Genomic DNA, 12604 nt, shown 5'->3' on the forward strand with positions numbered 1-12604 from the left:
CGAATTTGCGGCGAAACTGCGGCACGACTCCGGCGGAAACCCTGCGCCGGAACCGGCGAGAAGATGCCGCGCTGTGCTCGCTACCGGTTCAGACCTTGCCCTTGGCCACTTCTTCCGGCTTCAGTTCGACGATCGCGTCGAGCGCTTCCTTCACGTCCAGCGCGTATTTGGCGAGGCGCTTCTGTTCATCGGTCTCGGGTAGGTATGCGGGCACCGGCACCGGGTGGCCGTTCTCATTGACCGCCACCATCACGACCAGACAATCGGTGGTCTGCATCAGCTCGCCGCCCTTCGGATCGCCCGCCTGCACCGACACATGAATGTGCATGCTGGTGCGCCCCGTGTTGACCACGCGCGCGCGCAGTTCGACGAGATTGCCCACGAGGATTGGCCGGCGAAAGCGGATATTGCCGACGCTGACCGTCACGCAATAGCGCCCGGACCAGACGGCGGCGCACGCGTAAGCGGTCTCGTCGATCCACTTCATCAAGGCGCCCCCGTGGACCTTGCCGCCGAAGTTGACCGAGGTCGGCTCGGCGAGAAAACGGAAGGTGGTTTCCGAACGGTCCAGCGGCGCAGCGGCAGGGGTGCTCATCTTGACTCCGGGCAAACAGATGTGTCGAAAGGAGCCGATTATACGAGTGCAATTTTGACTGCGGCGCGCGAAGCAGCCCGGCAACGATGCCAGGGTCCACGCAAAAGAGCCGGAATGGAGCCGCGCGGGGCGGCCCGGCGCCTCATTTGCTGTGGTACGAGATACCTTCGTCGATCGTGCCGTACATCGTGATGCCGCTCGAATCCGCACTCGACGGAGCCGAGCCGCCCTGTGCACAGGCGGCGCACAGCAGTACGGTGACGGCAATGGCTAGCAGGCGTTTCATGAGCGCGTGGTTCTCCGAAAGACACATTTTGATTCTAGCCTGGTGGCTTGCGGGTGCGCAGAATGGCCTCCGTCGGGTTCGCATTCGATACTTCACGCGAACCTGAAACGTCGAATGTCTCACTTCGATATAGTGAAGCTGCTGGCGAGCGCTGATGCGCGCCGCGCCTCAGGAGTCCTCCATGCCCGCCTCACTCTCCGATGAACAGAACCACTTCCCCGGCCTGAGCCGGATCGGCGCGCTGCTCGCCGATCCGGGCCGGGCCGCTATGCTGTGGGCGCTGATGGACGGCAGCGCGCGCCCGGCTGGCGAGCTGACTATGGTGGCCGGACTGTCGCCTTCCGCCGCCAGCGCCCACCTGGCGCGCCTCACCGAAGGCGGTTTGCTGGCCGTCGAGGTGCGCGGCCGGCATCGCTACTTCCGGATCGCATCGCCGGAAATCGCGGCGTCCATCGAAGCACTCGCCAGCGTGGCACAAGCGAGCGCGCCCCTGCGCGCGGCACCCCTTCCGGCGCGCACCGTGCCGGTCGACATGCGTTACGCGCGCACCTGCTACGACCACATGGCCGGCGAACTGTCGGTGCAACTGTTCGAGCGGATGTTGAACCACCAGCTGCTCAGCTTGCAGGGCGACACGCTCGAAGCCACCGCGGAGGGCGTGGCGCAACTGGCCCGCTGGGGTATCGACGCAACAGACCAGCGCAGCCGCCGGCGCCGTTTCGCCTGCACCTGCCCCGACTGGAGCGTGCGGCGTCCCCATCTGGGCGGCGCGCTGGGTGCGGCGCTGCTCGATGCCTGGTCGACGCACGGCTGGGTGGAACGCACCGAACGGCCGCGCATCCTCCGAATCACGCCTGCCGGTCACCAGCATTTCAAGGATTTTCTGACGAACTGATCGCATCCCGGCTACGCCGACGCGTCAATTTCATCGCCAATCAGCCACGCAACACTTTTTGTTACACGGCAGGTAGGGAGGCTTACAAATGCCGACGCCTTGAAACAGGCGCCGACGGTAGAGTGCTTTCACGGACGCAGAACAACCAGACGTCCGTTAGAGAGACCCAACATGAAAACACTCGCCGCACCCCGACCCGTTCTACGCCGCGTGACCGGCACTACCCTCATCGCCGCCGCGGTGTTCACGCTCGCAGCCCAGACGAGCGTCGCTCAGGAAGCGCCGCCGCCGGACAATGCGCCTGGCGCCGCCCAGAACAGCGGCAATATCGATCCCCCGGGACGTGTTGCACGCCTGAACTACACGTCAGGCGCCGTGACCACCGAACCCGCCGGCGCGACCGACTGGTCGTACGCACAGATCAACCGGCCGCTCACCACCGGCGACCAGCTCTGGGACGACCAGAACGCCCGCGCGGAACTGCACATTGGTGCGACGGCGGTACGGCTGGGCGACTCGACCAGCCTCGACATCCTCAATCTCGACGACACCAGCGCGCAGCTCAAAGTCGCGCAAGGCACCTTATCGACCCGCGTGCGCGACCTCGCGCCCGGCTCGACCTATGAAATCGACACGCCGAATCTCGCACTGGGCGTGACCGGCCCGGGCGATTACCGCGTCGATGTGGCGCCCGACGGCAGCAGCACGACCGTCACGGTGCGCAGCGGCAGCGCGACCGCGTATGGCGACAACGGCCAGGTGCCGCTCGCCGCCGGCCAGCAGGTCCGCTTTGCAGGCACAGCCCTGCAGCAGGTCGCCGACAACGGCGCGCCGGGCCTCGACGGTTTCGATCAATGGGCGGCCGGCCGCGATGCAGCCGAAGACCGCTCGGTGTCGGCTCGCTATGTGTCGCGGGACGTGCCGGGTTACCAGGACCTCGACGCGAACGGTAGCTGGCACAGCAGCCAGCAATACGGTGAAGTGTGGCAGCCGAACGCCGTGCCGGCAGGCTGGGCGCCTTATCACGACGGCCACTGGGTCTGGCAGGCGCCGTGGGGCTGGACGTGGGTCGACGACGCGCCGTGGGGCTTCGCGCCCTACCACTACGGCCGCTGGGCCTATGTCGACGATTCGTGGGCGTGGGTGCCGGGCCCCGTCGCCGTCGACGAACCGCCCGTGTATGCGCCTGCGCTGGTTGCCTTCGTGGGTGGCGGGGACGGAGGCGGTTCGCTCGACTGGGGTGTGAGTCTGGGCGTCGGCGCCGCGGCCGCGGTCGGCGTGGCCTGGTTCCCGCTCGGTCCGGGCGAAGCCTGGCATCCGCGCGACGGCGGCTGGAGCCCTCGTTACTACAACCGCGTCAACAACACGGTGGTGGTCAACAACTACAATCGTCAGGTGAATGTGACGAACATCCACAACACCTATGTCAACTACCGGGCGCCGGGCGGCGTCACCGCCGTGCCGGCCACGGCCTTCGTGCATGGCCAGCCGGTCGGCCGCTTCGCGCAGAAGGTCGACCCGCAGCAATGGCGCAACGCGAAGATCAACCCGGGCGGCCCTGGCATTGCGCCCGTGCGCCAGAGTTTCGATCCCGGCCTGCGCAACGCGAACTACCGCCCGCCCGCGGCTGTCATGAGCCGCTCCGTCGTAGCGACGCGTAGTCCGGCCGTGCCGCCGGCCTATCGCGATACGCTGGCGCAACGTTTTGCGCAAGGCGGCGGCCGTGTGCCGGGTGCCGGCGAACCGATCGTGCGTACCTCGGTGCCCGCGCATTTCACGGCTGCCCAGACGCACGGTGGACCGGCACCGGCCGCGCAGAACGTGCGGGTGGTTCAGGCCAACTCGCCGCGTATGGCACCCGGTGCCGAGCCGCGCGTCGCGCAGGGTGCGCCGCGTCCAGGCGAGCCGGCAGCGAATGGCGCACGTCCGTTTGCGGGTGGCCCGAATGCCCCGCAAGCGCCCCGTGGCGTGACTGAACAGGCGCGGCCCGGCACGCCTGCCGCGCCGGGTGCAGCCGGCCAGTTGGCTAACGAGCGGCCGCAGCCCAATAACGGCGTGCCGCGTCCGCCGCAAGCAGCGGGTGGAAATCCGAATGCCTTCGCGCAGCACGGCGCAGGCGCGCTCGCAGCGGGTCAGCAGGCGGCCGAGGCACATCACGAGCCCGCATGGACCCAGCCGCACACGCCGATGGCCGTGCAGCAGGGGCAGCAGGGGCAGCAGGGGCAGCAGGGGCAGCAGGGGCAGCAGCGTGGCGCACCCCAGCAAGCCGCCGGACATGAGCCGTCTGTGCCGCAATCTGGCGAACCGCAGAATCGTCAGCAGCAAGGCGGGTTCGCTGCGCAGCAGGCGCAGGAGCACGGTGTGCCGCATCCGGGCGAGAATCCGTCGATGGCAGCACGGCCGCCTCAACAGGCCGAACGCGACGTCAACGCACAGCCGCGCGCGGCCGCGCCTGGCGCGGAGCAGCAACAGCAGGCGCGCGCCGCGGAAAATCGCCAGCAGGAGGCGCAGCAGGCCGCACGTGAAGAAGCGCGGCCGCAGGCGCAGGTTCAGGCTCAAGCTCAACCGCGTCAGGAATATCACCCGCAGCAAGTCCAGCAGGCGCCTCGTGAGGAGGCTCACCCGCAGCCGCAAGCCCAGGCGCGTCCGGAATATCACCCGCAGCAGGCCCTGCAGGCGCCTCGTGAGGAGCCTCGTCCGCAGCCGCAAGCCCAGCCGCGTCCGGAATATCATCCGCAGCAGGCCCAACAGGCACCGCGTGAGGAGCCTCGTCCGCAGCCGCAAGCCCAGCCGCGTCCGGAATATCATCCGCAGCAGGTCCAGCAGCCGCACCCTGAACCGCGTCCCGCGCAACAGGCGCAACAACCGCAACAGCCGCGTCCTCAGCCGCATCAGGAGCAGCATTCCAACAATGGCGGTCACGACGAGCATCACAAGAGTTAATCGCGCTCATCCTCGACGACGGCAGCGGCGGCGGATCACCCCGCTGCCGGCAAACAAAAAGCCCACGCAAAGCAGCTTTGCGTGGGCTTTTTATCGTGCTTGTAGCGTGTCGTGGACGGCGCGCGAACACCGTCCGCTACGAATCAAACCGCCATTGGCGCGGTCAACGGCTCGTGATGCCGGTAACCCACCAGCGAGAAATCCGCCGGCTCGATCTTTTCGAGCCACTCGGGCTCGTACACGCCCGTCTTCGCGTACTCGGGCACGCGCTCGGCAATCACCAGTTGCGGGCTTTCATACGGTTCGCGCTCCAATTGCCGCTGCAGCATGTCGAGCTGGTTTTCGTAGATATGCGCGTCGCCGATGAAGTACGTGAACCAGCGCGGCGTATAGCCCGTCAGCCGTCCGACCAGATGCAGCAGGGCCGCGCCTTCGGTCAGATTGAACGGTGTGCCGAGCCCGACATCGTTGCTGCGGATGTACAGACACAGCGAAATCTCGCGGCGCGCCGCATTCGGTAGAAATTGATACAAGAGGTGGCAAGCCGGCAAAGCGATCTCTTCGAGCACCGCAGGGTTCCACGCATGAAACAAAATGCGCCGGTCGCCGGGGTTCTGCATGATCGTGTCGAGACACTGCCGCAACTGGTCGATCGCCTTGTACAGCAGCACCTTGCGGCTGCCGTCTTCGTCGAATTCAGTGATAACCCGATAGCCGCGCGCGCTCGCATCCGCGATCTGCGCGCCGGCTGAGGCGTCCAGCACCTTGTAGCCCGGCCACTTGCGCCATTGCACGCCGTACACGTCGCCCAGGTCGTCAGGACCTTCGCGATACGGATTGGCGAGCCATTGCGGATTCTCATTAGCGTTCGCGTCCCATACCTTGCAGCCGAGATCGCGAAAGTCCGCCGCACTGCGCGACGCGCGCAGGAAGCCCACCAGTTCGCCAAGCGCCGATTTGAACGCGAGCTTTTTCGTCGTGACGGCGGGGAAACCCTGCTGGAGATCGAAGCGCAGCATCGCGCCGGGCATGCTGATGGTGCGGATGCCGGTGCGGTTTTCCTGCCACGTGCCGGTATCGAGAATCGAGCGGACGAGGTCGAGGTATTGTTTCATTCGGGTTCCTTCGGCCCGGCGCGGCGCGCCCGGGACTTTTTTGCGACAAAACCCGATTCTAGCAAGTGCGGGCGCCAGGCGCCCAACCGCCCTCAGATATGCGGCATGGAAGCCGGCTCCGCGTGCGGCAGGATAGGTTCACCTTCCATATGACGCATGCCGTGCGCGCACAACAGGCGGTAAAGGGTCACACGTGAGATGCCGAGTTCCTGCGCGGCGTCGCCGAGGCGCCCGCGATGACGCAACAGCGCCAGTTCGATGGCCTGCCGCTCCGCCGCTTCGCGCGCCTGTGCGAGCGATACCGGCACGATCTCCACGTATTCCGCCAGTTCGAGGTCGCGCGCCGTAATCGCGCGCCCTTCCGACATCACAATGGCACGGCGCACCCGGTTGATCAGTTCGCGCACATTGCCCGGCCAGCTGTAGTTATGCAGCGCGGCGATGGCGTCAGGCGCGAAACCGCGCAAACGGCGGCTTGCATCTTTTTTGAAACGTTCCAGCATGTGGCGCGCAAGTAGTTCGATATCCTTACCACGCGCACGCAACGGCGGTTCGTCGATCTGCAGCACGCACAAACGGTGATACAGGTCTGAACGGAAACGCCCTTCGATCATGGCGGCGTTCATGTCGACGTGAGTTGCCGAGATGATGCGCACATCCACGTCGATTGCGCCGTGGCCGCCCAGCCGCTCGACCTTGCGTTCCTGCAGGAAACGCAGCAGGCTCGCCTGGCTTTCGAGCGGCAGATCGCCGATTTCATCCAGAAACAGCGTGCCGCCATTCGCAGCTTCGACCCGGCCGATCTTGCGCTGATTGGCGCCGGTAAACGCGCCACGCTCATAGCCGAACAATTCGGACTGCAACAGGTGCGGCGGAATCGCGCCGCAATTGATGGGTACAAAGGGGGCGCTGCGACGCGACGAACGTTCGTGGATCGCCACCGCCGTGAGTTCCTTGCCGGTTCCCGATTCGCCTGAGATAAACACCGGCGCGTCGGTCATCGCCACCTTGCGGATCGAGCGGAACAACGCCAGCATGGCGTCGCACGAGCCGACCATTTCGCCTTCGGTGCCGCCCGGCGAACCGTCGTTCGAAGCGGGCTCGCCCAGCGAGATCATGCCGTAGGCGTGCCCCACCGAGTCGACGATCCTGTCGCCCGAATAAGGCACCGTTACGTAATCGAAACAGTAGTCGCGCACGAGCCGGCGCAACGCGGCGTCCTGCAACTGGCCGGGCATGGTTGCCGCGACCCAGCCGACGTTCGGCATGGTCAGGCACGATTCGAACGCAGCGATTTCGTGCTGCTGGAAATGGCTCGACAGATCGAGCAAACCGCCCGCGGCCATACCGGCGCGAACGGCACGGCGGACATCGCGCGCCGAACCCACGACTTCGACGTGCCAGCCGCGCTGGTGAAACCGGGTATTCAATTCCGCGCTAGGGTCACGCGAAACGTAAATCAGTTGCCGCGTTGCGGGTTCCATTATTCAGATCCTTTCGTCAACGAACGTTAAGGATGACGGCACGCACCTGATAAATGTTTCAGACACGTTCACTCAATCCGGGATTCGCGCATAGCAAATACCGAACGGTCATTCCATTCCGTGCGGACAGCTGATCCCCGAAAAGCGGCGTGTGTGATTGAGACGGCCCAGCTTCAGGCTTTTTTTAAATGCGACTGTGTTTTCGAGAGCTTACTATACGCGCGCCGCTTCGAAAACAAATATGCAAATTTAGTCAGTCCCTTCGCCGCACAGCAAGGCTGGGCGGGCGTCTCGCAAGTCTGCGCCTTCTGAATAAAAGGTTTCCAGGGTGCCCCGCTACGTATCAACCCTGACCCTGGGCGTACCGGCGCTAATTGCGATTTTTCGGTATTTCATGCCACCCGTTTCAGCCCTGAAACATTTTTGCCGCATTTTCGCCGATTCGCTTCCTACCGCTAACCTCGCACCTAGATGCATCAACGGATTGCGACTCATGGCACACGTTTCGCTAAATGTCTCGCACCAAGGAGACACACCATGCGACCCGCTTTCCGCATCGACCTGCACCACTTCCAGCCTTGCGCCGCACTTTGCGCCGCACTGCTGATGGTTGCACTGCCCCCTGAAGTCAGCGCACAGCAATCCGTCACAGCCAGTTCCCCCGATACCGGGTCCGTCACCCTCGCGAGCCCGGCGCCCGCAGCGGCGACGGCCCCGGATACCGCGGTCAGCGATGCAGCAGATACCGCGAATACCGCTGCCTCGGCCAGCGATCTCGCCGGTGACGCGCTGAGCATCCCGGCCGACGCGGCAGCGGCGAAGGACCTGGCGCTCGACGATCAGGCGTTGTCGCAGCAGCGCGGCGGCTTCAGCGGCATGTTGATGGTCGCCGCGACGCCGCAAATGATGCGCACCGCCGGCAACGGCGGCAATGGCGTGACGCTGTGGGACGAAATCGCCCCGCCCTCGCCGCTGCCGATTCCGGTCGACGTGGCGCGTTCGGCACAGGGCAACGTGACGACGTATCAGCGCAATTAGTCAGACGACGCCCGAGATCAAATAAAGCCGCACCGACCGGTCGCCGCCAGCAAGGAACCGACATGAACGCCTCAATCCAGATGCCACGCCTGCGCAGCGGCCACACCGCCCTGCTCTGCGCGCTGTGCAGCGTACTCGCCGCCGGCGCCGCAGTCCCGGCCGCCGCGCAGGTCGCGTCGCAGCCCGGCAACCTGATCATCGAGCGCGAAGTGACGCCCCGCGACGCGTTCGTGCCGGTACCGAAGAGCACCGATCCGATCGCTGTGCAAGTCCAGACGTTCCCGACTGCCGCCTTCGACGGCGCAATCGGCTCGATGGCCAGCGACCTCGACCTCAACAGCGCGCACGGTACGGCGGGCATTACAGGCAACGGCTTCATGCCGGCGCTGGTCGGCACCAACGGCGTCACGCATCTGCTCGCGGGCAATGGCAACGGCACCGGCCTCTCCGCGGGTGCGGCAGCCGGTCTCGGCACCGGCGGCGGCCTCGGCAGTTCGATTACCCAAACCATCACCGGCGCCCTGGCACCGCTTGGCGCAGCGATGGGAGCCGTCAAATGAAAACGACCCGGACCCAGTCCATGAAAACCTTGTCGCAACGCCAGCCTCTGCGCTCGCTCGTCGCGCTCGCGCTGCTCGGTTGTGCGGGCTTCGCCGCCCAGGCCCAGACGCTGCCCGCCGCCCTCGTGGACGCGCAGTCTGTGATCGGCGCGGGCGTGGCGAACGGCGCCAACGGCGTGGTGGCGATCAACGAGACGTCCGGGCTCGACAACGTGCAAGCCAATCAGGGCGTCCTCATGAACGGCCTCGCGCCGCTCAACCTGACCGGCAGCGTGCAAGGCGCGTCGGCCAATGCGAAGACGACGGCTGCAAAAAGCGACATCGGTAATAACGCATTCTCAAACACCTCTGGCCTTATCGAAGTGAATCAGTCGGCGGGTGTAGCGAATCTTCAGCGGAACAGTGCCGTTATCGGTTCTGCTCCGGTTGAGGGGGAGATCGTAGCGGATGGGGTCCTATCCGCTACGACCGCCAAAAACGGCAGTACAGGTAGATCCGGCGAAAACCACGACGCACGCGAGGTGTCCATCGGTGCGGACGCGCTCAAGAACGTCAGTGGGATTGTCCAGATCAACCAGGCTGCCGGCACAGGCAATGTCAGTTCAAATAGTTTTGTGCTCCGTCCCCCGGCGGGCACCTTTTTCTAACGAGCCACACTCTTTATTTATCGGAGCGTCATCATGAAGCGCACTCTCATCGCAGCAGCTGTTCTTTCGACGATGGCAGCAAGTTCGGCATATGCCGAATGCACGGCAGGTTGCGACCCGGCTGAGCTCTTTACGGCCACGAACATCTACACCGACATCGGCGAATTCGGCTTCATCACCCTGCGCGGCAAGGTCAACGTGTCGAGCAGCAACGGCGCCACGGTCAACAACACGCAGAACGTCAGCGTCAGCGGTGTCGACATGAAGACGCCTCCGCAAAGCTACGTCTCCGGCAACGTGACGACTGGCGTCCACACCGACGATTCGTGGAACAACGCGAGCGGCAGCAGCAGCAAGGCCGGCTACAGCCAGTCGTACAGCACCAGTGGCTACAACTACAACAACACCAACACCCGGACGACGACCAGCACAGCCAGCGGCGGCTTCGTGGCCGGTGGCGGCTTTGCGGCAGGCATCGCGGCGGCCGATCAGAGCTACAGCTATTCGAACACCCATGCGTCGGCAAACGGCTTCCTCGCCGCTGGCCTGATCGCCGGTATCGGTGGTGGCCCCGGTGTCGTCGTCGCGGGTCTGGCAGCGGGCTTTGCCGGTGCGCTGAACACGCATGAATCGGAAAACGCCGGCGCGGGCTTCGAAGCAGCCGCGGCAGGCTACGGCGAAGCATGGGGCGGCTATGCGGCCGGCAGCACGGCATCGACCACCAACGCGAACAACGGCAACGGCAGCAAGACGAAGTGGTCGTTCTCGGAAGGCAGCAGCGCCAACGCCTGGACGCGTGACTATGCTGACAACAGGGGTTCGGTGACGGTGAACGGCAGCGTCACGCAGCACATCAACACGCAAGTGGCCACGGATATGTCGGCGGGCATCGGCGCCAACGCTCTGACCGGCACGAGCGGCAACATCGGCGTCAACATCGCCACGGGTGTCAACAACGCGCAGTCCAACGACGCCGCACTGTCGAACATGGATGTGGGCCCGGTCTTCGGCAGCTCGCAGATCTATTCGACCCAGGCATCGGGCGGTTCGGCCAAGATTGGTGACTTCAACTTCATCTCCTCGGTCGGAACCGGCGCGCTGGCAGGCGCAACCGGCAACGTCGGCGTGAACGTGGCGTCGGGCGCAGGCAACGTGCAGAACAACAGCCTCTCTGCATCTGCCACGACCGACAGCGGCAGCACGGGTCGTCGTGGCTCGTCGGCCGCCGGCGGTGAAGTGATCGCCAGCGATCAGAACTGCCAGACCGCAGCGGCAAGCGTGAACGGCGAATTCACCGGTTCGGCGATGCTCGGCGGCGGTGCACTTGCCAACGCAACGGGCAACATCGGCGTGAACATCGCGTCGGGGGTAGGCAACCTGCAACACAACGGCCTCGCAGTCGCCAGCGTATCGCACTAGTCGGAATAGCATTAACGCAGGAAGACTCCGGTCAGCCCACGGGCTGGCCGGCTGTCTCCGCAGGGGGTTAGACCATGTTCGGGGTGAGCAGGGGAATGCGTTGTCTTCTGGCGCTTGGCATCGGCTTTTTGCTGTCCCAGCCGGGTCATGCGCAGAGCGCGCTCAACATGTATGCCGCAGCGGGCGTGCCGTTCGAAATGAACGTGCATACGGTCCGCGATTTGCGCTACAACCACATCGTTTCCCAGCGATACGACTATAGCTGCGGGTCCGCAGCGCTCGCCACGTTGCTCAAGTACGGCTACGGCATCGATATTCCGGAAACCGAAATGATCCGCCGCATGATGGTGTTCTCGACACCGGACGTGGTGGTGAAAAACGGTTTCTCGATGCTTGACATGAAGAAGTTCGTCGAGACGCTCGGCCTGCGTGGCCGCGGCTTCCGGGTCACGTCAGAAGCGCTCTACCACCTGCAGATCCCCGTGATCGTGTTGATGAACAGTGACGGTTATGAACACTTCATCATCGTCAAGCACGCCGAAAACGGGCTCATCTTCGTCGCCGATCCTGCGTTGGGCAATCGCATCATCTCCGAAGACGATTTCGTCAAGAAGTGGAACGGCCTCGTGTTCGCGGTCGTGGGCAAGCCATTTATGGAGGATTCTCCGCTCTTGCAAGGTAATGAATCGCTCGCGGTAAAGCTGCGTGAACGTGCGCTGGAAAACGGTACGGCGACGATTCCCTTTGTTGAATATGGTCTGATCAAGGCAGAGTTGTTCTGACTCATCATGGATCAAAAACTCATCACTGCCGGCTGTATGTTGTGTTTTGCAACGTGTGGCCTTGCCTCCGTCGCGCGCGCTGCCGAGCCGACGATAGCCCCTGTTTTTGAAGACGTCGCCGCCGTCAAACTGCAACCGGTCGACGACACGGTTCTCGCCTCACAAAGCGGTAAAGGTCTCGCCGGTGAAATCATTTCCGGTGTCGTGGTAAACCTGCTGTCGCAATGGAACCAGCCCAACGGCACCACCGCCGTCGCCCAGGGCGCGCTCGCCATCGTGACCAACACGCTCAACCAGGTCTCGGTTCGGCTCAGTTCGTCGGCCGCCGTCAACGGCCCGAACAACGGCGCAGACAACGGCGCAAGCAGCGGCGCCAATCCGAATGCCAGCGCGACAGGCGGACAGAACGCGAGCGTCAACGGCGTCTCGCAGATCACCCAGGTAGCCGGTAACGGCAACTCCGGCAACAACCAGGCGGTGATCGATTTCAACACCCCGTTGAGCAACGTCTCTACCGGCTCATTCAATAACGCAAGCTCGGCTTCTGCGAGCAATGCGAGCGGCTCCGTCAAAGCCGGCGTGAGCTTCGGTAACGGCGGTATTTCGATCGCGCTGCAAACACCGGCCGGTCTCGCCACACAAACGATCGCCCCGGGGAATTCACAACAAGCCGGCCAGATCGCCCAGCTACTTCAGATTGCAGGCAATAACCAGCAAGTCGCCAACGCGTTGCAACTGCATTTGCAGACGCAACAGATGTCGGCCTCGATGCTTCGCCAACTCGGCGTATTACAGGCCCTGCAAAACACGGCGAGGAGATAACACGGACCGCAAGCCGAT

The 12604-nt window shown here is 64.3% G+C and carries 12 protein-coding genes; 8 read left to right on the top strand and 4 right to left on the bottom strand.

What is annotated here, in order from left to right:
• Positions 1–88: 88 nt before the first annotated feature.
• Both P3T43_RS15095 and P3T43_RS15100 read right to left on the bottom strand, forming a co-directional pair.
• Entirely contained in the window at positions 89–595 is a 507-nt protein-coding gene (locus P3T43_RS15095; protein ID WP_429281832.1) for an acyl-CoA thioesterase, read from the bottom strand.
• 142 nt (positions 596–737) lie between these two features.
• Positions 738–881, bottom strand: coding sequence for a hypothetical protein (locus P3T43_RS15100; RefSeq protein WP_429281833.1), 144 nt, complete (start codon positions 879–881; stop codon positions 738–740).
• A gap of 181 nt (positions 882–1062) precedes the next feature.
• Here P3T43_RS15100 and P3T43_RS15105 point away from each other — a divergent pair, with 181 nt between their 5' ends.
• Both P3T43_RS15105 and P3T43_RS15110 read left to right on the top strand, forming a co-directional pair.
• Positions 1063–1776 (top strand): ArsR/SmtB family transcription factor, encoded by a 714-nt coding sequence (locus P3T43_RS15105; RefSeq protein WP_429281834.1) that lies wholly within the window; start codon positions 1063–1065, stop codon positions 1774–1776.
• Between the two features lie 171 nt (positions 1777–1947).
• Entirely contained in the window at positions 1948–4719 is a 2772-nt protein-coding gene (locus tag P3T43_RS15110) for a DUF6600 domain-containing protein (RefSeq protein ID WP_429281835.1), read from the top strand.
• 143 nt (positions 4720–4862) lie between these two features.
• On the opposite strand, the gene P3T43_RS15115 is transcribed toward P3T43_RS15110, so the two are convergent.
• Together P3T43_RS15115 and P3T43_RS15120 are read right to left on the bottom strand one after the other, a co-directional pair.
• Positions 4863–5834 (bottom strand): thymidylate synthase, encoded by a 972-nt coding sequence (locus P3T43_RS15115; RefSeq protein WP_429281836.1) that lies wholly within the window; start codon positions 5832–5834, stop codon positions 4863–4865.
• A gap of 92 nt (positions 5835–5926) precedes the next feature.
• A complete protein-coding gene (locus P3T43_RS15120) occupies positions 5927–7318 on the bottom strand; it encodes a sigma 54-interacting transcriptional regulator (RefSeq protein WP_429281837.1) in 1392 nt (463 codons plus the stop codon).
• 537 nt (positions 7319–7855) lie between these two features.
• On the opposite strand from P3T43_RS15120, the gene P3T43_RS15125 reads away from it, so the two are divergent.
• From P3T43_RS15125 to P3T43_RS15150, 6 genes are all read left to right on the top strand, one after another.
• Positions 7856–8356, top strand: a complete 501-nt coding sequence (locus P3T43_RS15125) for a hypothetical protein (RefSeq protein ID WP_429281838.1) — start codon at positions 7856–7858, stop codon at positions 8354–8356.
• Between the two features lie 62 nt (positions 8357–8418).
• Positions 8419–8916, top strand: coding sequence for a hypothetical protein (locus P3T43_RS15130; protein WP_429281839.1), 498 nt, complete (start codon positions 8419–8421; stop codon positions 8914–8916).
• 20 nt (positions 8917–8936) lie between these two features.
• Positions 8937–9563: a hypothetical protein gene (locus tag P3T43_RS15135; RefSeq protein WP_429281935.1), complete on the top strand. Its 627-nt coding sequence runs from the start codon at positions 8937–8939 to the stop codon at positions 9561–9563.
• 33 nt (positions 9564–9596) lie between these two features.
• Complete coding sequence (locus P3T43_RS15140) at positions 9597–10982, top strand: hypothetical protein (RefSeq protein ID WP_429281840.1); 1386 nt, start codon at positions 9597–9599, stop codon at positions 10980–10982.
• A 167-nt stretch (positions 10983–11149) separates the two neighbouring features.
• Positions 11150–11764 carry a C39 family peptidase gene (locus P3T43_RS15145; protein WP_429281936.1) on the top strand — a complete coding sequence of 205 codons (615 nt, stop codon included), beginning with the start codon at positions 11150–11152 and terminating at the stop codon, positions 11762–11764.
• 6 nt (positions 11765–11770) lie between these two features.
• The gene (locus P3T43_RS15150; RefSeq protein WP_429281841.1) at positions 11771–12586 is read left to right on the top strand and encodes a peptidase C39; all 816 of its coding nucleotides are present in this window, start codon (positions 11771–11773) and stop codon (positions 12584–12586) included.
• The last annotated feature ends 18 nt before the right edge of the window (positions 12587–12604 follow it).

It is taken from the genome of Paraburkholderia sp. GAS41 (genome assembly GCF_050436545.1).
Taxonomy (GTDB): Bacteria; Pseudomonadota; Gammaproteobacteria; order Burkholderiales; family Burkholderiaceae; genus Paraburkholderia.